This is a genomic window from Frankia sp. R43 (genome assembly GCF_001306465.1).
Taxonomy (GTDB): domain Bacteria; phylum Actinomycetota; class Actinomycetes; order Frankiales; family Frankiaceae; genus Parafrankia; species Parafrankia irregularis.
In genome coordinates, this window is the sequence record NZ_LFCW01000001.1 from 1,612,414 (window position 1) to 1,637,255 (window position 24,842).

General features: G+C 72.0%; 22 protein-coding genes. 6 read left to right on the top strand and 16 right to left on the bottom strand.

Annotated elements, in window-relative coordinates:
- Positions 1-74: 74 nt before the first annotated feature.
- Positions 75-2,417 (top strand): 1,4-alpha-glucan branching protein GlgB, encoded by a 2,343-nt coding sequence (glgB, locus tag ACG83_RS06055; protein WP_054565062.1) that lies wholly within the window; start codon positions 75-77, stop codon positions 2,415-2,417.
- Positions 2,418-2,528: 111 nt separating this feature from the next.
- Here the strand turns inward: glgB and ACG83_RS06060 are convergent, their stop codons facing one another.
- The gene (locus ACG83_RS06060) at positions 2,529-3,452 is read right to left on the bottom strand and encodes a tetratricopeptide repeat protein (RefSeq protein ID WP_054565063.1); all 924 of its coding nucleotides are present in this window, start codon (positions 3,450-3,452) and stop codon (positions 2,529-2,531) included.
- 220 nt (positions 3,453-3,672) lie between these two features.
- Entirely contained in the window at positions 3,673-3,969 is a 297-nt protein-coding gene (locus tag ACG83_RS06065) for an MTH1187 family thiamine-binding protein (RefSeq protein ID WP_035954275.1), read from the bottom strand.
- A gap of 209 nt (positions 3,970-4,178) precedes the next feature.
- Between ACG83_RS06065 and ACG83_RS06070 the strand changes: the two genes are divergently transcribed.
- Complete coding sequence (locus ACG83_RS06070) at positions 4,179-5,648, top strand: HAMP domain-containing sensor histidine kinase (RefSeq protein ID WP_054565064.1); 1,470 nt, start codon at positions 4,179-4,181, stop codon at positions 5,646-5,648.
- 280 nt (positions 5,649-5,928) lie between these two features.
- Here the strand turns inward: ACG83_RS06070 and meaB are convergent, their stop codons facing one another.
- From meaB to ACG83_RS06090, 4 genes are all read right to left on the bottom strand, one after another.
- Positions 5,929-7,005, bottom strand: coding sequence for a methylmalonyl Co-A mutase-associated GTPase MeaB (meaB, locus tag ACG83_RS06075; RefSeq protein ID WP_054565065.1), 1,077 nt, complete (start codon positions 7,003-7,005; stop codon positions 5,929-5,931).
- Positions 7,002-8,192 carry an acetyl-CoA C-acetyltransferase gene (locus ACG83_RS06080; protein WP_054565066.1) on the bottom strand — a complete coding sequence of 397 codons (1,191 nt, stop codon included), beginning with the start codon at positions 8,190-8,192 and terminating at the stop codon, positions 7,002-7,004. The genes meaB and ACG83_RS06080 overlap by 4 nt, the downstream gene beginning before the upstream one ends.
- A gap of 364 nt (positions 8,193-8,556) precedes the next feature.
- Positions 8,557-9,561 carry a VCBS repeat-containing protein gene (locus ACG83_RS06085; RefSeq protein ID WP_054565067.1) on the bottom strand — a complete coding sequence of 335 codons (1,005 nt, stop codon included), beginning with the start codon at positions 9,559-9,561 and terminating at the stop codon, positions 8,557-8,559.
- Positions 9,558-10,115: a SigE family RNA polymerase sigma factor gene (locus tag ACG83_RS06090; RefSeq protein ID WP_050796088.1), complete on the bottom strand. Its 558-nt coding sequence runs from the start codon at positions 10,113-10,115 to the stop codon at positions 9,558-9,560. The genes ACG83_RS06085 and ACG83_RS06090 overlap by 4 nt, the downstream gene beginning before the upstream one ends.
- 184 nt (positions 10,116-10,299) lie before the next feature.
- Between ACG83_RS06090 and ccrA the strand changes: the two genes are divergently transcribed.
- Together ccrA and ACG83_RS06100 are read left to right on the top strand one after the other, a co-directional pair.
- Positions 10,300-11,649, top strand: coding sequence for a crotonyl-CoA carboxylase/reductase (ccrA, locus tag ACG83_RS06095; protein WP_054565347.1), 1,350 nt, complete (start codon positions 10,300-10,302; stop codon positions 11,647-11,649).
- A 75-nt stretch (positions 11,650-11,724) separates the two neighbouring features.
- The gene (locus ACG83_RS06100) at positions 11,725-12,426 is read left to right on the top strand and encodes a hypothetical protein (protein ID WP_054565068.1); all 702 of its coding nucleotides are present in this window, start codon (positions 11,725-11,727) and stop codon (positions 12,424-12,426) included.
- Between the two features lie 430 nt (positions 12,427-12,856).
- Here the strand turns inward: ACG83_RS06100 and ACG83_RS06105 are convergent, their stop codons facing one another.
- The 8 genes from ACG83_RS06105 to ACG83_RS43935 all read right to left on the bottom strand — a co-directional run bounded on the left by ACG83_RS06105 (position 12,857) and on the right by ACG83_RS43935 (position 20,671).
- Complete coding sequence (locus tag ACG83_RS06105; protein WP_054565462.1) at positions 12,857-13,123, bottom strand: hypothetical protein; 267 nt, start codon at positions 13,121-13,123, stop codon at positions 12,857-12,859.
- Positions 13,124-13,220: 97 nt separating this feature from the next.
- Entirely contained in the window at positions 13,221-13,748 is a 528-nt protein-coding gene (locus ACG83_RS06110; RefSeq protein ID WP_054565069.1) for a YkvA family protein, read from the bottom strand.
- A gap of 157 nt (positions 13,749-13,905) precedes the next feature.
- Entirely contained in the window at positions 13,906-15,693 is a 1,788-nt protein-coding gene (locus ACG83_RS06115; protein WP_054565070.1) for a 3-hydroxyacyl-CoA dehydrogenase family protein, read from the bottom strand.
- A gap of 249 nt (positions 15,694-15,942) precedes the next feature.
- Positions 15,943-16,605 carry an endonuclease NucS gene (gene nucS / locus ACG83_RS06120; RefSeq protein WP_006545636.1) on the bottom strand — a complete coding sequence of 221 codons (663 nt, stop codon included), beginning with the start codon at positions 16,603-16,605 and terminating at the stop codon, positions 15,943-15,945.
- Between the two features lie 22 nt (positions 16,606-16,627).
- The gene (locus tag ACG83_RS06125; protein ID WP_235497687.1) at positions 16,628-17,197 is read right to left on the bottom strand and encodes an HD domain-containing protein; all 570 of its coding nucleotides are present in this window, start codon (positions 17,195-17,197) and stop codon (positions 16,628-16,630) included.
- Between the two features lie 97 nt (positions 17,198-17,294).
- The gene (locus tag ACG83_RS06130) at positions 17,295-19,292 is read right to left on the bottom strand and encodes a protein meaA (protein WP_054565071.1); all 1,998 of its coding nucleotides are present in this window, start codon (positions 19,290-19,292) and stop codon (positions 17,295-17,297) included.
- Positions 19,293-19,585: 293 nt separating this feature from the next.
- Positions 19,586-20,194 (bottom strand): hypothetical protein, encoded by a 609-nt coding sequence (locus ACG83_RS06135; protein WP_235497689.1) that lies wholly within the window; start codon positions 20,192-20,194, stop codon positions 19,586-19,588.
- A 144-nt stretch (positions 20,195-20,338) separates the two neighbouring features.
- The gene (locus ACG83_RS43935) at positions 20,339-20,671 is read right to left on the bottom strand and encodes an STAS domain-containing protein (protein ID WP_054565073.1); all 333 of its coding nucleotides are present in this window, start codon (positions 20,669-20,671) and stop codon (positions 20,339-20,341) included.
- A 523-nt stretch (positions 20,672-21,194) separates the two neighbouring features.
- Between ACG83_RS43935 and ACG83_RS45755 the strand changes: the two genes are divergently transcribed.
- On the top strand, positions 21,195-21,767 hold the full coding sequence (locus tag ACG83_RS45755; protein WP_054565074.1) for a hypothetical protein: 573 nt from the start codon (positions 21,195-21,197) through the stop codon (positions 21,765-21,767).
- Between the two features lie 85 nt (positions 21,768-21,852).
- Here the strand turns inward: ACG83_RS45755 and murA are convergent, their stop codons facing one another.
- The gene (gene murA / locus ACG83_RS06150) at positions 21,853-23,115 is read right to left on the bottom strand and encodes a UDP-N-acetylglucosamine 1-carboxyvinyltransferase (protein ID WP_054565464.1); all 1,263 of its coding nucleotides are present in this window, start codon (positions 23,113-23,115) and stop codon (positions 21,853-21,855) included.
- A gap of 26 nt (positions 23,116-23,141) precedes the next feature.
- Positions 23,142-23,765 carry an NUDIX hydrolase gene (locus tag ACG83_RS06155; RefSeq protein ID WP_369812854.1) on the bottom strand — a complete coding sequence of 208 codons (624 nt, stop codon included), beginning with the start codon at positions 23,763-23,765 and terminating at the stop codon, positions 23,142-23,144.
- On the opposite strand from ACG83_RS06155, the gene ACG83_RS43945 reads away from it, so the two are divergent.
- Positions 23,755-24,819 (top strand): hypothetical protein, encoded by a 1,065-nt coding sequence (locus ACG83_RS43945; protein WP_235497691.1) that lies wholly within the window; start codon positions 23,755-23,757, stop codon positions 24,817-24,819. The two genes, ACG83_RS06155 and ACG83_RS43945, sit on opposite strands and share 11 nt — an antisense overlap.
- Positions 24,820-24,842: the final 23 nt, after the last annotated feature.

A 24,842-nucleotide genomic window follows, 5' to 3' on the forward strand; every position in this document is an offset into this window, starting at 1 on the left:
GCCGGGACCTCGAAGGCGAGGTCCCGATCGGGGACGACGAGGTCCCGACCAGGAGAGAAGGACAGGTGGCCGTAGTGGACGATCCCGACGACGTGGCGCGGAACGGTTCCGTGAACGGGCGCCCTGACCTGGCGCGGCTGTCGAGGTTCACCGACACCGCGGTCGTGGACCGGCCCGGCGCGTCCGACGCGCCGGACACGCCGGACCCGGCCAGTGCCCCCCGGGTGGACGTGCCCCGCGAGGAGCTCGACCGCCTCGTCGGTGGCGCCCACCACGACCCGCACACGGTCCTCGGCGCGCATCCCGCCGGCGCCTGGACGATCCTGCGCACGCTGCGCCCCGACGCCACGGCCGTGACCGCGCTTGTGGACGGCGTCCGCCACCCGCTGACCCGGCTGCACAGCGGCGGGGTGTTCGCCGGCACGGTCCCCGGCCGCCTGCCCGACTACCGGCTCGAGGTGAGCTACCCGGACTCGACCTACGTCGTCGACGACCCCTACCGGCACGGCCCGACCCTCGGCGAGATCGACCTGCACCTGATCGGCGAGGGCCGGCACGAGCGGCTCTGGACGGTGCTGGGCGCCCATGTCCGCCAGCTGCCCGTCGCCGGTCGCGAAACCCCCGTCGCGGGCGTCAGCTTCGCGGTGTGGGCGCCGAACGCCCGCGGTGTGCGGGTGGTGGGCGACTTCGACTTCTGGGACGGCCGCGCCCTGCCGATGCGCTCCCTGGGCTCGACCGGCGTCTGGGAGCTGTTCGTGCCCGGCGTCGAGGCGGGAACCCGCTACAAGTACGAGATCCTCGGGGTCGACAGCGTCTGGCGCCAGAAGGCCGACCCGGTCGCCTTCGCCACCGAGCTGCCGCCCGCCACCGCCAGCGTCGTGCATGAGTCGCACTACACCTGGCAGGACGCCGACTGGCTCGACCGGCGGGCCGCGACGGCCTGGCACGCGGCGCCGATCAGCGTCTACGAGATCCACCTCGGGTCCTGGCGGCGTGGCCTGAGCTACCGCGAGCTCGCCGCGGAGCTGCCGGGGTACCTGCTGGAGAACGGCTTCACCCACGTCGAGTTCCTGCCGGTCGCCGAGCACCCGTTCGGCGGGTCCTGGGGCTACCAGGTCACCTCGTACTACGCACCGACGTCCCGTTTCGGCAGCCCGGACGACTTCCGCCACCTCGTCGACACGCTGCACGCCGCGGGCATCGGCGTGATCGTGGACTGGGTTCCCGCCCACTTCCCGCGGGACGCCTTCGCCCTCGGCCGCTTCGACGGCACCGCCCTCTACGAGCACCCCGACCCGCGCCGCGGCGAGCAGCCCGACTGGGGCACCTACGTGTTCGACTTCGGACGGCCCGAGGTACGCAACTTCCTGGTCGCGAACGCGCTGTTCTGGCTGGAGGAGTTCCACGTCGACGCGCTGCGGGTCGACGCCGTCGCCTCGATGCTCTACCTGGACTACTCCCGTCCCTCCGGCGAGTGGGTCCCGAACGTGCACGGCGGCCGGGAGAACCTGGAGGCGGTCGAGTTCCTGCAGGAGGTCAACGCCACCGTCTACCGGACGGTGCCGGGCGCGATGATGATCGCCGAGGAGTCGACGGCCTGGCCCGGGGTGACCCGCCCGACGCATCTCGGCGGCCTGGGCTTCGGCTTCAAATGGAACATGGGCTGGATGCACGACACCCTCGACTACGAGTCGAGGGCACCGGTGTTCCGGACGTACCACCACCACCAGGTGACGTTCTCGATGATGTACGCCTACTCGGAGAACTACATCCTGCCCTTCAGCCACGACGAGGTGGTGCACGGCAAGGGATCGCTGCTGCGGAAGATGCCGGGGGACAGCCGGGCGCAGCTGGCGGGCCTGCGCGGCCTCTACGGCTACATGTGGGCCCACCCGGGCAAGCAGCTGCTGTTCATGGGCTGTGAGTTCGCCCAGGACAACGAGTGGAGCGAGGCGACCACGCTGGACTGGCACCTGCTGGGTGACCACGGGCACAGCGGGGTGGCACGCCTCGTGCGGGACCTGAACCACACCTACCGGCGGACCCCGGCGCTGTGGGAACGCGACACCGAACCCGACGGCTTCTCCTGGATCGACGCGAGCGACGCGGCGAACAACGTCCTCGCGTTCGCCCGCTGGTCCGCGAACGGCGAGCAGGTCCTCGCCTGCGTGACGAACTTCTCCGGCGCCGGCCATGTCCGCCACCGCCTCGGCCTTCCGTACGCCGGCCGGTGGCGGGAGATCCTCAACACCGACGCGATCGACTACGACGGCGGCGGCATGGGCAACCTCGGCGCTGTCACCGCGACACCGGTCTCCGCGCACGGGCTGCCGGCCTCGGCGGAGCTCACGCTGCCCCCGCTGGGCACGATCTGGTTCCTGTACGACCCGGAGAACCCGCCCGCGGCCGAGGCCTGACGCAGCGGCCGAGCAGGACCTGAGGATTTGGTCGCTGGTACGACGAAATCCTCAGGTCCTCGGCGCTCGCCGGCGGTCGTGCGGTCAGAAGAGCGTGTTGCGGTCAGACGGTCAGAAGAGTGCGGCGGCCAGCGCTCGCCGGGCCGGGGCGACGGCCGGCTCGCCGTCACCGAGGGCCTGGAACAGGCCGACGAGGTGCGCCCGCACCTTCTCCCGGTCCTCTCCCGACGTCCGGCGGACGAGCTCCACCAGCCGGCTGAAGGCCGTGGCCGGGTCGCCCTGGGCCACCGTCAGGTCGGCCACGGCGAGCCCCGCCTCGACGTCGTAGGGGTCGGCGGCGAGCCGCTGGCGCAGCCAGCCGGCGTCGTAGCCGCTCACCCGGCGCAGCAGCTCCACCTGGGCCAGGCCGATGGCGGCGTCCGGGTCGGCGGGCGTCTCGGCGAGCTGGGCCTGGAAGGCGCTCGCCGCCGCGTCCAGGTCGCCACGGGCCATCGCGTCGTGGGCCTCGGCGAGGTGGGGCGGCGGGGCCGCGCCCGCGGGCCCGCCCGGCATCTCACCGACCGCGCTGAGCAGCTGGTCCAGCCAGCCGCGCACCTCACGCTCGGGGACGGCGCCGGTGAACTCACCGACGATCCGGCCGCCGACGACCGCCTTGACCGCCGGAATCCCCTGCACACCTGCCGCCTGGGCCAGGCCGGGGTTGGCGTCCACATCGACCTTGGCGAGCACCCAGCGCCCGCCGTCGGCCGCCGCGAGCCGCTCCAGCACCGGGCTGAGCTGCTTGCACGGGCCACACCAGGACGCCCAGAAGTCGAGGACGACCGGCACCTCCATGGACCGGGCCACGACCTCGTCGTTGAACGTCTCCTCCGTCACATCCACGACGACCGGCCCGGTGGCACCGGTGGTGGGTGCGCCGGCCGGGGCACCGGCCGGACCTGCACCGGGCCGCCCGACCGGGGGCGGCGGCGGTGCGGGCTTGGGGTCGAGGGGCACGGCGCCGGCGAGGCGCAGACCGCCGAGTGTGTCGGGCATTCGGCCCGGCCCGCCCCTGCGCGGCGAGCCGGGTGGGACAGGTGACCTCCGCTGCATGGCTCCATCGTTGCACTCGGTGGACGCGGGTCGGGTGCCACCGGTCGACTTTTTCCCGCGCGGCCATCCACAGCGGCCACACAGCGACCACACAGTGGCCCCGCGGTTGCCTTCCGGTGGCCCCACGGTGACCCAGAAACCTCGGCGGACCCGCCGGCCGGCGTCAGCCGGCGGCGAGATGCCGTTCGACGCTTGCCACCTTGTTGTGCAGGGCGTCGGTGACACCCTCGCGAAGGTCGGCCTTGAGCACCAGGCTCACCCGCCCACACCGGGCCGCGACGGCCTCGGTGGCCTGCCGCACAACCTCCATGACCTCGGCCCATTCGCCTTCGATCATGGTGAACATCGCGTTGGTCTCGTTGGGCAGCCCGGACTCACGCACGACCCGGACCGCCTCGGCGACCGGTGCCGCGACCTCCTCGCCGAGACCGATGGGGGTGACGCTGAAGGCAACAAGCATGTGGACAGACCTACCACGCCCACCCTGTCCCGGCCGGACACTCGCCACACCGGCAGATCTCCTGGGCGACGACACTGTCACCATCGGTTGATAACATCGGCGAATCAACCCGCCAACACCAAACCCGGGACAACGTCCGCTGACGGTACGCCCTACCATGACCCGCCGTGGGGTGGATGCAGATTTATGACGAGACGGACGAGGCCTAGGTGGGGCTGAGTACCCTGCTCGAGACGCTGACGGATCTTGTGGTGATCGTCGGCGGGGACGGTCGCGTCCGCGAGATGAGCAGCAGTGCCGCCGCGTTCCTGGGCGATCGGGTCGGCTCCACGCCGCACCTGCACGAACTGTCGGGTGTGGTGGAGCCCGGCTGTCGCTCCGACCTCGCGAGCCCGGTGTCGCAGGCGCTGACCCGCACCGCGGCATGGCGGGGCACCGTGTGGCTGATCGACGTCGCGGGGGCGGTGGCGCCGTACACGGTGACGGCCAGGCTGGATCCGGCGGGCGGGGTCGTCATCGTCGCCCGGGACACCGTCGACGCCCGTGCCCGCGGCGCCGCGGAGCGGGAGTCCCGGTCGAAGGACGAGTTCGTCGCCCGGCTCGGGCACGAGCTGCGCACGCCGCTCAACGCGATGCTCGGGTTCGCGCAGCTGCTCGAGCTGGAGCCGCTCACGCCCGACCTGCACGAGGACGTCGAGCGCATCATCACCGGCGGCCGGCACATGCAGGCGCTCATCGACGACGTGCTGGACCTGGCCCGGCTGCGGGCCGGGCGAGGAGACATCAACAAGGGGCCGGTCAACGTCCTGGACATCGTCCAGGGCGTGGTCGAGCTGGTCGAGCCGCTGGCGGAGCGGCGCGGTATCCGGCGGGTCATCCAGCCGGCCCGGCCGCTCATCGCCGACGCGGACCGCCGCCGCCTCTGGCAGGTCCTGCTCAACCTGATCGGCAACGCGCTTAAGTACGGGCGGGAGGGCGGCAGCGTCCGGGTCGGCATCGTGCCGGTGACCGGCTCGCGGATCCGCATCGAGGTGGAGGACGACGGCTTCGGGCTCTCCCCGTCCGCGTTGTCCCGGCTGTTCCGGCCGTTCGAGCGGCTCGGCGCGGAGGACACCGGCGTCGAGGGCAGCGGGCTGGGGCTCGCCCTCTCCCAGGCCCTCGTGACGGCGATGGGCGGTGTGCTGACCGTCGCCAGCAGGCCGGGGGTGGGCAGCGTCTTCGCGGTCGTCCTCGACGCCGTCGACGTCCGCTACGACCACGCGGACGAGGATCCCCAGGAGGCACCCGGCGAGCGTCAGCTCGAGCCCGGTGGCCTGCGCGTGGTCCACATCAGCGGCGATCCCGGGCTGCGCGAGCTCGTCACCGACACACTCGCCAGCGCGCTCGGGGCGGACACGATCAGCGTCCCGCGGGGGGCGCTGGCGGTGGAGGCCATCCGGCGGGCCCGGCCCTCGCTGGTCCTGCTGGACGGCGACCTGCCCGACGTGACCGCCGCCGACCTGTTGCCGCGGCTGGCGGCCGACCCGGTGGCCGGGACGGTGCCGGCGCTCGTCCTCGCGGCCGAGGCGGACCCGGACGAATGGACCCGCCTGCGCCGAGCCGGTGCCAGGCAGATTCTGGGCATGCCGCTCGATGTCACGACCCTGATCGCCGCGACATCCCAGCTCACCGCGCCCTGATACCGAATACCGCGCCCGCGCCCGCGCGTGGCCAGCGGCTGCTGCACGGTTGGCAGCCTCGGGCCAGCAGCCTGGGCGTGGCCCGGTCGCGCCGATGGAACGCGAACCCCACCCGCACGGCCACCCATCGAAGGATCCCGCGCCGCGTCGCAGCGCCAGTAATTGGCCTCAAGAGGGGCAAAAAGGTCACCGGGTCGCCTGGCGACCCACAAGCGTGAAGGATTTTTGTCGCTCCAGCGACCGAAATCCTTCACGCTTGCGACTTGCCAAACCGGGGCGCTCAGCCCGCCACGCCGGCCAGCAGGGTGTCCGCGGCCGTGTAGGGGTCGAGCTGGCCGTCGGTCACCCGGCGGGCCAGCTCGGCCAGCCGCTGCCCGTCGTCGAGGCGGCCCAGCCGGGCGCGCAGGCCGGCCAGCGCGATCTGGGAGATCTCCTCCCCGGCGCGCCGCAGCCGGCGCCGGCGCAGCACGCCACTGGCCCGCAGCCACGTCTGGTGGCGCTCGATGGCGGCCACCAGCTCGGGCAGGCCCTCCCCGCTCACGGCCGCCACCCGGATGACGTCGGGGTGCCAGTCCTCCAGCCCCCCGCCAGCCCCGCCATCCACGGCAGCCGCAGCACCGGCACCGGCGAACGCGGTGCCGGCGAACGCGGTGCCGGCGATCGACTCGCGGGGCCGGCCTGCCATCCGGACAGCCGTCACGACATCGCGATAGGTGTGGTCGGCACCGGGCCGGTCGGCCTTGTTGACGACCAGGATGTCGGCGATCTCCATGATCCCCGCCTTGGCCGCCTGGATGCCGTCGCCCATCCCCGGGGCCAGCAGCACCAGGGTGGTGTCGGCGAGCGCGGCGACGTCGACCTCCGCCTGGCCGACGCCGACGGTCTCCACCAGCACGACGTCGAACCCGGCGGCGTCAAGGACACGCAGCGCCTGCGGGGTGGCCCAGGAGAGCCCGCCGAGGTTGCCGCGGGTCGCCAGCGAGCGGACGAACACATCCGGATCGCTGGCGTGCTCGACCATCCGCACCCGGTCGCCCAGCAGCGCACCGCCGGTGAACGGCGAGCTCGGGTCGATGGCGAGCACGCCCACCCGCAGGCCCGCGGCGCGGTACGCACCGACCAGGCCGGACGTCGACGTCGACTTGCCCACCCCGGGTGCCCCGGTGAGCCCGATCACCCGGGCTCGGCCCGTGTGCGGGGCGAGCAGGGCGCTCACCTCGCGCAGGGCCGTCGAGGAGTCCTCGACGAGCGAGATGAGGCGGGCCACCGCGCGGCGGTCCCCCGCCAGCGCGGCAGCCGTCAGCTCCGCCGGATCGGCCCAGGCGGCCCGGGCGGCCCGTGCGGAGCCGGCGCTCACGCCTGGGCCGGTACGCGCAGCACCAGCGCGTCGCCCTGACCACCGCCACCGCACAGCGCGGCCGCGCCGACACCGCCGCCGCGACGCTGGAGCTCCAGGGCCAGGGTCAGGGCGATCCGGGCGCCGGACATGCCGACCGGGTGCCCGACGGCGATCGCGCCGCCGTTGACGTTGGTGATGTCCGGGCTGATCCCCAGCTCGCGGATCGACTGGATGCCGACAGCGGCGAAGGCCTCGTTGATCTCGACGAGGTCGAGGTCGGCCGGGGTGAGCTTCTCCTTCGCGAGCGCGGCCTTGATCGCCTCCGCCGGCTGCGACTGCAGGGAGTTGTCCGGACCGGCGACATACCCGGCGTGACCGATCTCGGCCAGGATCGGCAGGCCCAGTTCCTCGGCCTTCGCCCGGCTGGTGACGAGCACGGCGGCGGCGCCGTCGGAGATCTGGGAGGCGTTGCCGGCGGTGATCGTCCCGCCGTCCAGGAACGCGGCACGCAGCTTGGCCAGCGCCTGCGCGGTGGTGTCGCCCCGGACGCCCTCGTCGGCGCTGACGATGATCGGCTCACCGCGGCGCTGCGGAACCTCGACCGGCACGATCTCGTTCTCGAACAGGCCGTTCTTCGCGGCTGCGGCGGCCCGCTGGTGCGACAGCGCGCTGAACTCGTCCTGCTCGGCGCGGGTGAGGTTGTAACGGGAGTTGACGCGGTCGGTCACGGTGCCCATCGAGACCTGGTCGAAGCCACAGGTGAGCGCGTCGGCCGCGATGGCGTCCGTGACGGTGGTGTCGCCGTACTTCACGCCCGGGCGCAGCGCCGGGATCAGGTGCGGCGCGCGGGTCATCGACTCCATGCCGCCGGCGACGACGACGTCGAACACGCCCTGGTTGATGTAGGTGTCGGCGAGCGCGATGGCGTTGAGGCCGGAAAGGCAGACCTTGTTGAGGGTCATCGCCGGAACGCTCAGCGGTACGCCGGCCTTGGCGGCGGCGTGGCGGGCGGCGGCCTGACCCGAGCCGGCCTGGATGACCTGACCCATGATCACGTACTGGACGGCCTCGGGTGACAGCCCGGCCCGCTTCAGCGCACCGGCGATCGCGATCCCACCGAGTTCGACGGCGGTGAAGTCCTTGAGGGCGCCGGAAAGCTTGCCGACCGGGGTGCGGGCACCGGCCACAATCACAGAACCAGGCATGACGCCTCCTCGGGTTCACGGGTACCGGTTGGCGCGGTACCGGCCCGCCACGGCCACCGGGTGGTGCTCGCGACCGCGGGCCGCGCCGCTCACACCACGGCTGGCCGGGTGGGGGGATGAGAAACCAAAAAACTCTCCCAGCCACAATAACGTGATCTTGGTGCACGTGCCGGGGACGACAGCCGCCGGCGACCGGGCACCACTGCCCCGGTGACAGCCCCGGGCCGGCGGCGGTTCACCCGCCACCACGGCGGATTCCGACTCGCCATCCGGCCCGGCCGCACGACTCGTGAGCCGGGCCACAGCCGGTGAGTCACATCACGCGTGGGTCAGGACCAGAGCTGAGATCAGGACAGAGTGGAGGTCAGGACAGGGCGGAGAGGGTGCCACAGCTCGGCGCGAACAGGGTGCCCACGCTCGACCCGGTCACCACATCCTGGGTCACCTGGCCCGCGACCAGCCCGTCCGGTGTGATCTGCACAGCCGTGGTGACGGTCTGGTACGAGATGCCATCCGACGAGGTGCCCGAGATGAGCCGCAGACCGCTGCCGTCGCACTGGAAGCCGAAGGCGCTGTCCTCCCGCACCCCGGAGGCGATGCGAAGGGCGGCCCCGCCCACGGATTGGGCCTGCGAGAGGACTCCGCCGGCGGCGTAGCGCAGCAGCGCGTACTCGTCGATGTTGTCCCGGCTCGAGGTGCGGACCAGGATCTCCGCGAAGCCGTCGCCGTTGGCGTCCACGACGGCGTGCACGGTCGGCAGCTGCAGGCTCGGCAGGTCGACCGAACCGGGCTTTCCACCGCGGGAGAAGACGACCTCGACCTTCGTGCCGTTCAGCCGGACCGTGTCCGCGGTTCCGTCGCCGTCCACGTCGTTCGCGTGGGCGGGCCGGTACGCCGGTGACGGCAGGTTCAGGGAGCCGGAGCCGCCCTGCCCGGTGGTCGCGCTCGCCGCCGGGCTGGACGGGGTGGTGCCGGTTCGTGGGGTCGAGCTGGTCGCCGGTGGTGGCGTGGTCGTGTGCTGCGACCTGGTCCCGCCGGAGGGACGGGTACCGCCGCCCGAACCACCGCCGCCGGCGGAGGGCCCGGCCGACGGGCCCGCCGTCGGCTCGATCACCGACGAGATCAGCGGCGGCCCGGCCGGCTCCACGATCTGCTCGGACGGCGACGACTGCGGGCGGACGGCCACGAACGCCAGCGCGATCAGGGCCGCCATCACCACGCCGCCGGTGGCCATCAGCGGCATCCGCCACCAGCGCCGGCGCTCCACACCGGCCCGGATCTGGTTCAACGCGTCCGGCGAGGTCCGGATCGGCTCCACTGCCGCCCGCAGGAGCCTGGTGAGCTCCTCCGGTTCGAGCCCGCTGTTCACCGCAGGCCCTCCAACTTGCCACTCAGGGCCGCCAGCCCGCGTGAGGTGTAGGCCTTCACCGATCCGACGCTGCAACCCATGACCGCGGCGGCGTCAGCCTCCGACATGTCCGCGTAGTAGCGGAGCACGACCGCCTCTCGTTGCCGTCTGGGCAGCTCCCGCAGCGCCTGCACGACCGCGGCGCGCTCGACCAGAGAGTAGGCCCCCTCCTCGGCGCTCGCGGCGTCGGGCATCGGCTTGGGTGCGTGCTTGAGAGCAACCAGTCGACGACGGAGCGTGGATCGTGCGAGATTGACCACTGTCTGACGGAGGTAGGCAAGCGCCTTGTCCCTGTCCTGCAGCCGCCCCCAGGCGCCGTGAACCCGGATGTAGGCGTCCTGGACGACCTCCTCGCATAGCCCGATGTCATCCAGCAGCAGCGCGGCGAGACGGACGAGGGATCGGTAGTGCTCGGAGTACAACGCGGTCAGAGCGGCGTCGGCGTCCCGCGCGACAGCGCTACGGGCGGCGTCGCTCCGCGCAGGCACGGGTCGCCACCCTTCCACGACTGTCATGGGCGCGGTCACGGAAAGTCTGACGCGCGCCGAGCCTCCAAGGTTGTCCCAGAAGTTCTATCGCGTCGCGCGGCGCGCTGACACCCCTCAGTTCATCTGGCCCGCCTACCCGCGGGTACACCAGGCCGGGCGGGCTCCATCCGCCCTCGGTCCCCCGACCAGCACAGCCGGAGGTAGATCGATGATGAAGCACATCCTGGACGCGATCATGACGGGCGGGCAGCGGTCGCCGGAACGACAGGCGGAGTTCGCGTCGCTGGCGGTGCCGGAGTCGTATCGGGGTGTGGTGGTGCGGAAGGACGAGGTGGGGTTGTTCGAGGGGCGGGTGTCGCGGGACAAGGATCCGCGGGAGTCGTTGCATGTGGATGAGGTGGCGACGCCGGAGTTGGGGCCGGGTGAGGCGTTGGTGGCGGTGATGGCGTCGTCGGTGAACTACAACACGGTGTGGACGTCGATTTTTGAGCCGTTGTCGACGTTCGGTTTCCTGGAGCGGTATGGGCGGACGTCGCCGTTGGCGCGGCGGCATGATCTGCCGTATCACGTGGTGGGGTCGGATCTGGCGGGTGTGGTGTTGCGGACCGGACCGGGGGTGCATGCCTGGCACCCCGGTGACGAGGTGGTGGCGCACTGTCTGTCGGTGGAGTTGGAGCGGCCCGAGGGTCACAACGACACGATGCTGGATCCGGAGCAGCGGATCTGGGGGTTCGAGACGAACTTCGGTGGTCTCGCGGAGCTCGCCCTCGTGAAGGCGAACCAGCTGATGCCGAAGCCGAACCACCTCAGCTGGGAGGAGGCGGCGTCCCCCGGTCTGGTGAACTCGACGGCGTATCGGCAGTTGGTGTCGCGGAACGGGGCCGGGATGAAGCAGGGCGACGTCGTCCTGATCTGGGGCGCGTCGGGTGGGCTGGGGTCGTATGCGACGCAGATGGCGTTGCGGGGTGGGGCGATTCCGGTGTGTGTGGTGTCGTCGCCGGCGAAGGCGGAGATCTGCCGGTCGATGGGGGCGGAGCTGGTGATCGACCGGGCGGCGGAGGGGTATCGGTTCTGGTCGGATGAGGTGACGCAGGATCCGCGGGAGTGGAAGCGGTTGGGGGCGCGGATCCGGGAGCTGACGGGTGGGGAGGATCCGGACATCGTGTTCGAGCATCCGGGGCGGGAGACGTTCGGGGCGTCGGTGTTCGTGGCGCGTAAGGGTGGGACGGTCGTGACGTGTGCGTCGACGAGTGGGTTCATGCACGAGTACGACAACCGGTATCTGTGGATGAGTCTGAAGAGGATCGTGGGGTCGCATTTCGCGAACTATCGGGAGGCGTGGGAGGCGAACCGGTTGGTGGCGCGGGGGTTGATCCATCCGACGTTGTCGAGGGTGTATGCGTTGGAGGAGACGGGGCAGGCGGCGTTCGATGTGCATCGCAACGCGCATCAGGGGAAGGTCGGGGTGTTGTGTCTGGCGCCGGAGGAGGGGCTGGGTGTTCGTGACGAGCAGACCCGGGCTCGTCACCTGACGGCAATCAACCGCTTCCGCGGCGTGTAAGTACCTGTGTCCCGGGCCTGCCCAGGCCCAAGCTCCTGTCACCCGGCGATTGCCCGTCTGAGATGCTGAGGCCCTATGACAGAGCACAGCGATCTCATTCCGATGCCCGGTGACAGTGAAGGTGCTCCCGGGTTCGATCTGGTGCGCCGCGGTTACGATCCGCAGCAGGTGAATGCGCACGTCAACTGGTTGGTCGAGCAGCTGCGTGAGGCGGAGTCGCACCGGGCCGCCGCCGAGGCCGCCGCTTCCGAGGCGGCCACCGAGGCGGCCCGGGTGCGCGACGACCTCGCCGCGAACCGGCCGGCCTGGGAGGAGTTCGGCGGGCGGATCACCCAGATCCTCCAGCTCGCCGAGGAGGAGGCCGCGACCGTCCGCGCCGAGCGGACCCGGGACGCCGAGGCACAGCTGGAGGAGGCCCGTCGGATCGTCACCGAGGCGGAGCACACCCGCGACCGAACGGTGCGCGACGCCGAGGACCAGGCCCAGAACATCGTCGGCACAGCGTTGGCCGAGGCCGAGCGGGTCGTCGAGACCGCGCGCGCGACCGCGGCCCAGCTGGAGGGCGAGTCCGCCCGGCGCCTCGCCGAGCTCGAGAACCAGCGCGACCAGGTCACCGCCCAGCTCGGCGCGCTGCACGACCAGGTGACGGCCCAGCTCGGCGCGCTGCGGGACCGGCTCACCGCCGCGACCGCACCACTGCAGGCCTCGTCAACGCCGCGAGCGCTCACGGCCGGCGAGACCACATCCACCCAGACGGCTGCCTCGGCACACAGCTAGTGCCATCCCGGCAGGCTTCACCCCAGACGCCCCCGCCCGGCCCCCGGCATCAGGCGTCCGGCCCCACGCACGCACCCGCACAGCCACCCGCCGCACCGCCACCGCCACCGCCCGCACCGCTGCCCGCCGCACCGCCACCGCCCGCACCGCTGCCCGCCGGGGATCCCACGCCACCACAGCGCGTCAGCCATTCACCTCAAGAGGGACAAAAGGGCGGAGACGCGCCTGGCGAACCGCAAGAAGGAAGGATTTTGGTCGTCGGAACGACCGAAATCGTTCACTCCTGCGACTCGCCAAACCGACTACCGGGCTCAGCGGTGTCCCAGCGGACCGGAATGCGAACCCCACCGGCACGACCGACTACCGATCTTGATCGGGACCGTGCCGCGGCAGGCCTGCGGCGAGCAACATCCTCATCCCGTCGAGCCGGCTAGCCCCGCCGACCACCGCGCCGGAAACGATCCGGGCGCGCGTGCCTGCGTGCCCAGCAGGGGGTGTGCCAGTGGCGGCGATCGTCGAGCGCGCCCACCGGCCACACCACCCGATGCGGCGTGCCCAGCTCGATGAGGTGGTCGCAGCCCGGGCAGCGGTACGCCTTCGTGGTCGCAGCCCCGGTGACCGGCCGAACGACCCAGCCCTCGTCCGCCTCGTCCGCGTTGCCCGCCCCGTCCACCTCGCCCGCCCCGCCTGCGCCCACCTCGCCTACACCCGCCCTGCCTGTGCCCGAACCGCGGCCCGCGGTGCCTGCACCCGAACCGCCTCCCGCGGTGTCGCCGAGGCCACCGTGGCGCATCTCAACGACCGCCGATGTCACCGTCCGGCACGGATCGGCCGACGACCTCGCCGTCCACGACCTTGATCGTGCCCGCCGCGCCGCCGCGGTCCTCCACGCCCCCGCCAGGTCCGCCGCGCCCGCTCACCCGTTGCATCGCGGCGCCGGCCAGGGTGCGGGCCACATTCGCCCGCCGCAGCATGCCCGCCGGGCTGGCGAGCGCCGACGAGGCACCGATCAGCGCGTGGAACGCACGGTCACTTCCGCGCCAGTGCTCCCGCAGGATGGGCTCGCCGGCCCCCACGACCAGCCGGCGGAACGCGAACGCCACCACGGCCACATCGTCGAGCTGGCCGATCACCGGGATGAAGTTCGTCAGCCGGTTCTTCGGCGACGCCAGGTAGGCCAGCGCGGCGCCCGCCTCCAGCTTCGCCTGCTGCGGCACGCGCGGGTCCGCCAGCACCCGGCGCAGCATCACGACCAGGTCGGGCAGGAAAGTCGCCACCTCACGGCCGAAGTCGCGCAGCGCGTCCTTGTCCACCATGGCCACAGCCGTCCTCCTCACCGGTTCGGGCGGCCGGCACAGACGCCGCCATTCGTGCGCGCGACGCCCGCATGCCCACCCGCCGACATCGTAGACATGCCTGCCGACCGGCCCGCCCGGTGATCAACCCCGGATTTCGGTCAGTGACCTCCTCCGTACCGGCTCAACGTGAGTGGTCGCGGAATCCCCGCCCCGTCTTGCGGCCCAGGTAGCCGGCCTTGACGAGATGCTCCAGCAGCGGGGCGGGGGCGTAGCCGGGCTCCCGGAACTCCAGGTAGAGCGTCCGCTGGATCGCGAGGGTCACATCGAGGCCGACGACGTCCGCGAGGGCGAACGGCCCCATCGGATGCCCGCACCCCACCGTCATCGCCGTGTCGATGTCCTCCACAGTGGCGTAGTGCGCCTCCAGCATCCGCACCGCGTCGTTGAGGTAGGGGAACAGCAGGGCGTTCACGATGAACCCGGCGCGGTCCGCGCACACCACCGGATGCTTGCGGGCCGCCCGGCTGACCGCGAGCACCGTCGCGGTCACGTCCGGCGCGGTCAGCACGGTCGGCACGACCTCGATCAGGCGCATCGCCGGCGCCGGGTTGAACCAGTGCATGCCGACGACGTCCCGCGGCCGCCCGGTCGCCGTGGCGCACTCGATCACCGGCAGCGAGGACGTCGTCGTGGCGAGGATCGCCCCGGGCTTCACGACCTCGTCCAGTGCGGCGAACAGGGCCCGCTTGACCCCCAGCTCCTCGACGACGGCCTCGATCACGAGGTCGCAGTCGGCGAGCGCGTCGAGCTCCGTCGTGCCGGTCACCCGGGCGAGCGCCGCGTCGCGGTCCTCGGTGGTGAGGCGGCCGCGGTGGACGCCCCGGTCGAAGGACTCGGTCAGCCGCTTGCGCACCGAGGAGACCTTGTCGTCCGAACGGGCCCGGTACACGACGTCGTAGCCGGAACGCGCGAGCACCTCGACGATGCCGGTGGCCATCGTGCCCGTGCCGACCACGCCGACCAGCCGGACCGGCCGCGCGGTCACCCCGGCGACCTCGGTCGCGCCGGCCTCGTCGACCACCTGCGGCGAGTCGGGCGCGGCGTAGGTGTAGAAGCCGCGGCCGGTCTTGCGGCCGAGCATCCCCGCCGTGACGAGCTGCTTGAGCAGCGGCGCCGGGGCGTGCAGGTGGTCGCGCGACTGGTGGTACATCGACTCGAGGATCTCGTACGCCGAGTCGAGCCCGATCAGGTCGAGCAGGGCCAGCGGACCCATCGGGTGGCCGCAGCCGTAGCGCATGGCCGCGTCGATGTCCTCCCGGGTCGCGTAGTGCGCCTCCAGCATCCGCACCGCGTTGTTCAGGTAGCCGAACAGCAGCGCGTTGGCGATGAAGCCGGCCCGGTCGCCGGCGGACACCGCCGTCTTGTCGACCCGGCCGAGCAGCTCCCGCACCCCGTCGAGCACGGCAGGATCCGTGACGACCGTCCCGACCACCTCGACCAGTCCCATCACCGGAGCCGGGTTGAACCAGTGGGTGCCGAGCACCCGCGAAGGCCGGTGCGTCGCGGCGGCGAGCTCGGTGACCGACAGCGAGCTGGTGTTGCTGGCGATCACGGTGGCCGGCGGGCAGAGCTGGTCGAGCTGGCCGATCAGCTCCAGCTTGGCGTCGAGGCGCTCGTGAATGGCCTCGATCACCAGCGGGCAGTCGGCGACGGCCGCGAGATCGGTGCCGCTGTGCACCCGGGCCAGCAGTTCCTCGCGCTCCTGCGTGGTCAGCTTGCCCCGGTCAACGGCCCGCTGGGTCGAATGCTCCAGATGCCCCCGACCGCGGGCGAGGCCCTCGTCGTCCTTCTCGACGCCGACGACGTCGATGCCCGCGCGGGCCAGCACTTCCGCGATGCCGGCCCCCATGGTCCCCAGACCGACGACTCCGATCTTCGTCAGTTCACCGAGGGAAGTGTCCTGGCCCATAGCGCTCCTTCGTCCCAGGGTCCGCGCGTCCCGTCCACAGCGCGCGGCTCTGGCGGAGGCGTCGCGCGCTCGGATGACCGGATCGTCGCAGATTCACGACGCAGGAGCCTGTGATCGTGACGAAATCTGCCACATATGAAGACCCTGAAAACCCGCCGGCGCCCATGGTAGGAACACTGCCGCCGGGTCAGGGCCCCGCGCCGGGACAGCGCCCGGCAGCGGGCCGGAACAGCGGGTCGGAGTAGCGGGTCAGAACAGCGTGGGGATGGACGGCTCCAGCCCACGCAGCGCGTCGTAGTCCACGGTCGCGCAGGAGATGCCACGGTCACCCGCGAGCACCCGGGCCTGCGGCGTGATCGACTGGGCGCACAGGATCCCGCGCACCGGGTGCGGCAGGGCCGGGTCGTCGTCGAGGCGGGACAGGTACCGGGTGAGCTGCTCCACCCCGTCGATCTCGCCGCGCCGTTTGATCTCGACCGCGACGGTGGAACCGTCGACATCCCGGCAGAGCAGGTCGACCGGGCCGATGCCCGTCTCGTACTCCCGGCGGATCAGCGTCAGTCCCTCGCGGATCGCGTCCGGCCGGTCCGCGAGCAGCACCTGCAGGTGCGCCTCGACCCCGTCCTTGCGCAGCCCCGGATCGACACCCAGCTCGTGCGTGGAGTCGTGCAGGATCTCCTCGATCGAGATCACCAGCTGCTCGTCCGCCCGGTTCGTCACCCGCCAGACGCCCTCGGCCTCGACGATCGCGCACGGCGGGCTCATCCAGTTGAGCGGCTTGTAGGCGCGCCCGTCCGCGTGGATGGACACCGAGCCGTCGGCCTTCACCAGCAGCAGCCGAACCGCACTGGGCAGGTGCGCCTTGAGCCGACCGACGTAGTCCACACTGCAGCGGGCGATGACGAGGCGCATGGCGCGACCGTATCCTGCCGGGTCAGGTGCCTTCGTGCCCGGCCCCGTGGTCCTGTGGTCCCCCTGCCGCCGGCCCGTTCCCCGGCAGCCGACGGGCGGCGGCGTTGCTCCGCACCACCGCGTTGTTCCGCACGACCAGGTCGTCGAGCAGGCGCCGGCGGCCCGCGTACCGGATGGTGAGCTCCCGCGCCCGCTCGGCGGGCAGCCGGGCGAGGCGCACCGGGTCGGAGTTGTCGGCCATGTCCGCGCGCTTCACCACCACTGCGATCCGGTCGGCCGCCACCCGCGCCAGGTAGCACTCCACCGGCTCGCCGTCGCGGTGCGAGAGGGCGTCCACCGCCGCGACCACCTCGCTCGGGTATCCCGCGGTGGCGAGACCGGTCACGGTCAGGTCGGAGTCCTCCACGACGTCGTGCAGGATGGCCGCCATCCGCGCGTGCGCCACGTCGACACCGGCACCGGCGGCCGTGCGGCCGACGGTCTCCATCACCCGCAGCGGATGCCCGATGTACGCCTCCCCCGCCTTGTCCAGCTGGCCGTTGTGCGCCCAGGTCGCCAGGGCCACCGCATCCGCGATGGACGGGCCGGCCACGGAGCTCCCGGCGCCAGACGGGCCAGCGACAGACGGGCCGGCCGCGGACAGGCCGAGCCCGCCCGGGTGAGGCCCGGACGGGTCGGCAGCCGACGGGTCAGGCACCGGCGAGGCCGTTCGCCGTGCGCACGATGTTCACCATCCCTCGCATGATCTCGGTCAGGCCGTAGTCCTTGGGGGTGAACACCGCCGCGACACCGAGCGCGGCCAACCGATCCGCGTCGGCAGGCGGGATGATGCCACCCACCACCACTGGTACGTCCCCGAGCCCCGCGGCCCGCAACCCGTCCAGCACCTCGGGCACCAGGTTCATGTGCGAACCCGACAGCACCGACAGCCCCACGATGTGGACGTCCTCCTCCACCGCCGCGGCCACGATCTGCGCCGGCGTCAGCCGGATCCCCTGATAGACCACCTCGAAGCCGACATCACGCGCCCGCACCGCGATCTGCTCCGCACCGTTGGAATGCCCGTCCAGCCCCGGCTTGCCGACCAGCAGCCGCAGCCGCCGCCCCAGCTCCTCACCGGTCCGGGTGACAAGCCCACGCACCTCGGCCAGACCCTCACCGGCCCCGGCGGTCACCGCCCCCGACACACCGGTCGGCGCCCGGTACTCACCGAACACCTCCCGCAGCACACCCGCCCACTCCCCGGTCGTCACCCCCGCCCGCGCACACGCCAACGTCGCCGGCATCAGGTTGACATCCGTCTTCGCGGCCTCCCGCAGCCCCAGCAGCGCCTCATCCACCACGCCGGCGTCCCGGCCGGCCCGCCACGCGGCGACCTGCTCGCGGGTGGCCTGCTCACCAGCCGGGTCGATGACCTGCACGGCCGTGTCCAGATCGGCGAGCAGCGGGTTCGGCTCGGTCTCGGTGAACCGGTTCACCCCGACCACAATGTCGTCACCGGACTCGATCCGCGCCCGCCGGGTCGCCTGCGACGCGACGAGCTGCGACTTCATATAACCGGACTCGACCGCCGCGATCGCACCACCCATCGCCTGGACCCGGTCGATCTCCTCGGTCGCGGCCGCGACCAGCTCATCCACCCGGCCGTTCACGACCACCGAACCCTCGAACAGGTCCGGATACTCCAGCAGGTCCGTCTCGTAGGCGAGGATTTGCTGGATCCGCAGCGACCACTGCTGATCCCACGGCCGCGGCAGGCCCAGCGCCTCGTTCCACGCCGGCAGCTGCAGCGCCCGGCAGCGGGCGTCCTTCGACAGGGTGACCCCGAGCGCCTCCAGCACGATCCGGATCACGTTGTTCTCCGGCTGCGCCTCGGTCAGCCCCAGCGAGTTGACCTGCACCCCGTAACGGAACCGGCGGTGGCGCGGGTCCGTCACGCCGTAGCGGGTCTTCAGCAGGTCGTCCCACAGCGCGACGAACGCGCGCATCTTGCACAGCTCCTCGACGAACCGCACCCCGGCGTTCACGAAGAACGACATCCGGGCACACACCTCACCCATCCGCTCCTGCGGGACCTGCCCGGAGGCGACGACGGCGTCGAGCACGGCGATGACGGTGCACAGGGAGTAGGCCAGCTCCTGCACCGGCGTCGCGCCGGCCTCCTGCAGGTGGTAGCTGCAGATGTTGATCGGGTTCCAGCGCGGGATCTCGGTCACCGTGTAGGCGACGAGATCGGTGATCAGCCGCAGCGACGGGCCAGGCGGGAAGACATACGTCCCGCGCGACAGGTACTCCTTGATGATGTCGTTCTGCGTCGTACCGGTCAGCTCCGCCGGCGCCGCGCCCTGCTCCTGGGCGGCCACCTGGTAGAGCGCGAGCAGCCACATCGCCGTCGCGTTGATCGTCATGGACGTGTTCATCTTGCCCAGCGGGATCTGGTCGAACAGCGCCCTCATGTCACCCAGATGCGCGATCGGGACACCGACCTTCCCGACCTCACCCCGCGCCAGCACATGATCGGGGTCGTACCCGGTCTGGGTCGGCAGATCGAAGGCCACCGAGAGGCCCGTCTGCCCCTTCGCGAGATTGCGCCGATACAGCGCGTTGCTCTCGGCCGGGCTCGAATGGCCCGCGTAGGTCCGGATGATCCACGGCCGATCCCGCTCTGGCCGAGCCGTCTCCGTCATCGCCGTCTCCTCGCGCTCCGTGCGGGGGTGGTGCCCGGAACCGGCGGTCGGGCATGACGGCACCAGGCGGCACAGGGCATGGCAGCACAGGCTTGGCCGTCACCGACGCCGGGCCGGGACAGAGATCGTTCGCCGCCAGCTCGAAGGCTGCCGGCGACCGAAGCAGAGTAACGGCCCGAGCCGCCCGCGCGCCCCGGATGTGACCTGGCCTACGACGAGGTCGAACCGGCCCCCGCCGGCGCCGAACCGGCCTGCGGGAGATGAACCGGGCCGTGAGATCCGGTCCGGTTGGCTCAGGAGGCGCAGATACCCGGGCTCAGGACCGTCATCAGCTTGGCCGGAATCGAACTGCAGGCACCGGGCCCGAGGGCGACCAGGGTCCAGCGCTCGCTGCCGACGCGCTTCCACACATGCGGGTCGGGCGCGTCCGTCTCCGGCACGTCCTTGATCTCGGTCTGGGCGACGGCCCAGAACTCGTCATGCGCACTGTCGGCGCCCTCGATCGCGCCGTAGAACAGGGTGTCCTTGACGATGGTGACATCGTCCATGGTCGGCGTGGTGCTGCCGGCGGTCTTCTCGCGCACCTTCCAGGCGGCGAGCCACTGCAGCGGCAGGCGCACGCTCTGACGCTCGGTGGCCGACAGCGTCACCTTGTGCGGAGTGCCCTCGACTCGGCTCGTTGCCCAGCTCACCAACGGGAGGGGCGGGCTGAGGACCGGGCTGTCGGGCAGCTCGGTCGTGGTGGTGACAGTCGCCGGCTCCTCGTCGTCGGCCCAGGCCAGTCCGAGAACGACCCCGAGCAGGATCGCGACCACGAACGAGCCCGCGACGAGAAGAGGTCGCTTCCGCTCGGTCCACGTCGCGGCGCCGGATCCGGCCACGCGACCACTGGCTGAGTCCACCCCTGCGGGCACCTCCACGTCCAGCATGTCTGCGTCTGCCCTCCACCATGCCATGCCTCGGCCTGATTATCGGGAAAGCATGCCCTATCGCGACTCGACATCCTCCGACGGGCGGTCGTCAGTCACGCACCGTCTCGCGACAGATCATTCCGGTGACGTATCTCGTGAGGCAGCCGGAACCAGCGGTTCATGCACACTGCGCACCCGCAGCAGCTGCCCGAGGCGGTCGGCCGCCAGCAGCGGCCACAGCGCCGCGGGCACGTCCAGCAGGACCAGCGAACGCCCGATCGAACGCGCCCGCCGGGCACCGCCGAGCAGCACCCCGACACCGGCGTTGTCCGTGAGCTCCAGGCCGCCGACATCCACGTGCAGCGGCCCACACCCCGCGTCGATCGCCGCATGCAGCTGGATCCGCAGCTCACCGACGGATCGGACGTCCACCGTCCCGGTGAGCCGCACCGTCTGGTGCACGTCCACCTGGTTTGGGTCTGCATGGCGCGTGTCCGCCCGGTGTGGGTCCGCCCGATGTGGGTCCGCCCGATGTGGGTCCGCCCGATGTGGGTCCGCCCGATGTGGGTCCGCCCGATGTGGGTCCGCCCGATGTGGGTCGAGGTCGGCACGATCGGCTGCCGCCACCGCCCGTACGGCGCCTGGAGGCACCACCGCCTGACCTGCCGACAGCACGTCCACCGAGGCCTCCGATCCCATGCACCGGCTGCCCGAGACGTCTGTCGGGGCCCGCCGTTGGGCACCTGGACACGCGCTCGAGCTGCCCGCACGAACCGGACATCCGACCGCGGAAGTGGGCCACTCGGAGCCCACTCGAACTGATGATCCCACCAACCCGGCCACGATGTTCGGTTCCGCCGCCGCGACAGCCTGATCAGGGACGAAGTTCTCTCCGGCAGACCCGCGACGGTGCGACGATGGACCCGGCGGCAGCGATCCGGCGCCCTGCGCGGGATCGCCCAACGGCACGTCGCGCGTCCAGGAGGCGACCGTGGAGACCACCGCGCTCGGTTTTCTCTACGGGCCGACCCTGGTGCTGCTCACCATCGGCGTGCTGGTCTTCATCTGCCGGCTGACATCCGGTTCGGCGCCCCGCGGCCGGGCCGGCAGCCTCCGGAACGGCAGCGCCCGGCCCAGGAGCCCACGAGACGGCACATCCAGGCACAGCGGATCCCGGCGCCGTGGGCCACGGCGTGCGCATCCCCGCAACCGTGGCTCGAGGCCGGGCCGGGCCTGGCCCGGCGCCCGGCAGCCGCAGGACTTCGGCCTGCTCGTGCCGGTCGCCACCGGGCCGAAGGAACGGGCGGCGCAGGTGCGGGCCGCGCTCGCTGCCGGTGGGGTCCGCGCCACCCTCGGCCCGGCCGGGACGGTCCGGGCCCGGCATGGCCGCCCCGTCGAGCTCGCCCACGTGCTCGTCTTCGCCAACGACGTCCCGAGCGCGTTGCGAACCCTGCGGCAGGCCCGCGGCGCACCCGGCCAGCGGCCGGACCGCGGGCCGGACGGCGGCGGGCCGGGCAGCGGGTCAGCCGGCAGGCCGGGCGGCGGTGGCGGCACGAACCGCTGACCCCGCGGCCGACCTCGGGGTTCGGGGCTGAGGGCGCACGGGTTCAGCGCCGCGGCGTTTCAGAGCCTCGTGCCCTCAGAGGGCCTCAGGCGGCCACCACCGAGGGCGGCTCACGGCGTACCTGGGCGCCCAACCCGGTGAGGCTTTCGACGAAGTTCGCGTAGCCCCGGTCGATGTGGTGCACGTCGCGGACCTCCGTGGTGCCCTCCGCAACCAGCCCGGCCAGCACCAGCGCCGCGCCGGCCCGGACATCCGACGCCAGCACGGAGTCGCCCACCAGGCGGGGGGTGGGACGAACCACCACATGGTGGCCGTCGGTGCGCAGGTCCGCACCGAGCTTGTGCAGTTCACGGCAGAACACGAACCTGCTGTCGAAGACGTTCTCCGTGATCAGAGACGTGCCCTCGCTGATCGCCTCCAACGCGATCACCTGGGGCAGCAGGTCGGTCGGGAAGCCCGGATACGGCAGTGTGACGACATCGATCGACTTCGGCCGCCCCTGCGCGCTGACCCGGAAACCGTCCGCATGCAGCTCCACCAGGGCACCGGCGTCGCAGAGCTTCTCCAGCACGATCCCCAGATGATCGGCGCGGCCATGGTGGATCATCACATCGCCGTCGGTCATCAGCGCGCCGATCGCCCAGGTGCCCGCGACGATCCTGTCCGGCACCGTCCGGTGCGACACCGGGCTCAGCGTGTCGACACCGTCGACGACCAGCGTGGACGTGCCGACTCCGCCGATCCGCGCGCCCATCTCCACCAGCAGCGCGCACAGGTCCGCGATCTCCGGCTCCTGCGCGGCATTGTCGATCACCGTGGTGCCCTTGGCCAGCACACCGGCCATCAGCAGGTTCTCGGTCGCGCCGACGCTGGGGAAGTCCAGCCAGATCGACGCCCCCTGCAGGCGCCCGGACGAACGGGCCACCAGCGCCCCCGCCTCGACGTCCACGACCGCGCCCAGCTTCGCCAGGCCGTTCATGTGGATGTCGAGCGCACGCGAGCCGATCGCGTCACCCCCCGGCAGCGCCACCCGGGCCTCGCCGCGGCGGGCCACCAGCGGCCCCAGCACGGCGACCGACGCACGGATCCGGCGGACCAGCTCCGCCGGTGCGGTGGACTCCACCATCTCGGGCACGTCGATGACGACCCGCCCCGCATCCCGGTCACGTGAGGTGCTGGCACCGAGACCGCACAGGACGTCCGCCATCACCGACACGTCGAGGATGTCCGGCACGGCCTCCAACGTGGTGCGGCCGGGTGCGAGCAGGCTCGCCGCCATCAACTTGAGCACCGAGTTCTTCGCACCCGGAACGGCGACCTCGCCGACCAGCCTGGTCCCGCCTGTCACGACGAAGCGTTCCACGGGCTCCGATGCTAGGTGCTGCGCGGGGGATCTTCAGACCAACCCCGGGGATTGGCCGCTGTGGACCACGATCGGACCCCCGGTCCGGCCTCCGCTGACGCCTCTTCTCCCACGCCGTCCAACGCGCCACTCTCCACACCAAGGAGACGAACGCCGTCATGGTGGCGCAGGACAGGCTCCTGCCGACCGGCCAGCGCGTCCGTGACCCGCACGGCGAACGCGGGCGTCGACCGCCGCACGACCTCCTCGACCGTGAGCCACTCGACCGCCGTGGCCTCCTCGGTCTCCGTCAGCGGCTCCGCCTCCGCCAGGGCCTCGGTGTGCCCCTCTCGGCAGAGAAAGACCAGCGCGACCACGCCAAGCGGCAGGTTCAGGTAGATCCCGGTGAGCCGCTCCGGCTCGACCGACATTCCGGTCTCCTCGCGAACCTCACGGCGAAGCGCCTGGTGAAAGGTCTCGCCGCGTTCGAGCACCCCACCCGGAATCTGCCAGGCCCCGTTGTCCCGCCGCCGGATGCAGACCACACGACCGTCACCCCGACGGATCACCGCGGCCACGCTGACACCGACGCGCACCTGGCTGTGGAGAACTCCCGGGACGTCCACGCCCGCATCATCGGTGGACGTGACAGCCACCTCCCACTACCTGGTGTCGGCGTGTTACTACTCTGAGGAGGCGGGTTCGGCGACGCGGGAGGCGATCACCGGGATGCGCACCACGGTGGCCAGGAGCTGGTCGTTCAAGGCTCACAACGAGGACACCTGCGGAACGCGCGCGGACGGCGCCTGGGTCATCGACGGCGCCTCTGCGCTGGAGCCAGGGCCGCTCCTCGACGGGCTGCCCGGGCCCGCCTGGGTGAGCACCCTGGCGGGGGCCTATCTCAGCGAGGTCGACTGGGACGGGCAGGCGCTGCGGGACGTCCTGGTAGAGCTCATCGAGCACCTGATCGAGCGGGGTCGGCGGGCCGGGCTGGTCGACGCGGGCACCGCCCGCTCGTCCGGATTCCCCACCGCCGCGATCTCACTGGTCCGCCAGCGCGGCGCCCTGCTGGATGTCTGTCTGCTCGGCGACGCTCCCGTCGTACTCAGCGGCTTCGCCACCCCCGCGAGCCCCGCCGGGGCTGACGGGCCCGGCGGACCCGGCGGACCCGGCGGACCCGGCGGTCAGCCGATGGTCCTCACGGATCCGCAGTACGACGATGTCGAGCGTGAGCTACTCGGCCGGGTCCGGGCGAGCCTCGACCGAGGCGACGATCCGGCCACGGCCTATGGACGACTCCACGAGACCCTGCTGGACCACCGCAGACGCCGCAACACCGACGCCGGCTCGTGGATCCTCGGTGACGTCCCGGCCGCCGCCGCGCACGCCCGCTGCCTGAGCATGCCGCTGGCCGGCGACGCGGAGGTCCTGATCTGCTCGGACGGGTTCGGCCGCCTGGTGGAACCGTTCGGTCTGGTGGACGGCTACGGTGCCCTGCTGGCCGCGGTCCGCGACGGAGCGGCCGGCGAGCTGGTGGAGCGGCTGCGCGCGGTGGAAGCGGCGGACCCCGACCGCGTCCACCGTCCGAGATTCGGCGCCAGCGACGACGCGAGCGTCGTACACGCCATCATCGACCCGATTCTCGACCCGGGCGGCGCGGACGGGTCGCGGTCGCGATCACGGTCACGGTCAGGATCGCGCCGGCTGTAACCGCGGGCATCCGCGCAGGCTCC

Excerpts from the sequence above, each read along its gene's own strand:
- ACG83_RS06060 (WP_054565063.1), bottom strand. The coding sequence starts at position 3,452 with ATGCCCGACACACTCGGCGGTCTGCGCCTCGCCGGCGCCGTGCCCCTC.
- ACG83_RS06065 (WP_035954275.1), bottom strand. The coding sequence starts at position 3,969 with ATGCTTGTTGCCTTCAGCGTCACCCCCATCGGTCTCGGCGAGGAGGTC.
- ACG83_RS06080 (WP_054565066.1), bottom strand. The coding sequence starts at position 8,192 with ATGCCTGGTTCTGTGATTGTGGCCGGTGCCCGCACCCCGGTCGGCAAG.
- ACG83_RS06090 (WP_050796088.1), bottom strand. The coding sequence starts at position 10,115 with ATGACAGTCGTGGAAGGGTGGCGACCCGTGCCTGCGCGGAGCGACGCC.
- ccrA (WP_054565347.1), top strand. The coding sequence starts at position 10,300 with ATGAAGCACATCCTGGACGCGATCATGACGGGCGGGCAGCGGTCGCCG.
- ACG83_RS06100 (WP_054565068.1), top strand. The coding sequence starts at position 11,725 with ATGACAGAGCACAGCGATCTCATTCCGATGCCCGGTGACAGTGAAGGT.
- ACG83_RS06115 (WP_054565070.1), bottom strand. The coding sequence starts at position 15,693 with ATGGGCCAGGACACTTCCCTCGGTGAACTGACGAAGATCGGAGTCGTC.
- nucS (WP_006545636.1), bottom strand. The coding sequence starts at position 16,605 with ATGCGCCTCGTCATCGCCCGCTGCAGTGTGGACTACGTCGGTCGGCTC.
- ACG83_RS06130 (WP_054565071.1), bottom strand. The coding sequence starts at position 19,292 with ATGACGGAGACGGCTCGGCCAGAGCGGGATCGGCCGTGGATCATCCGG.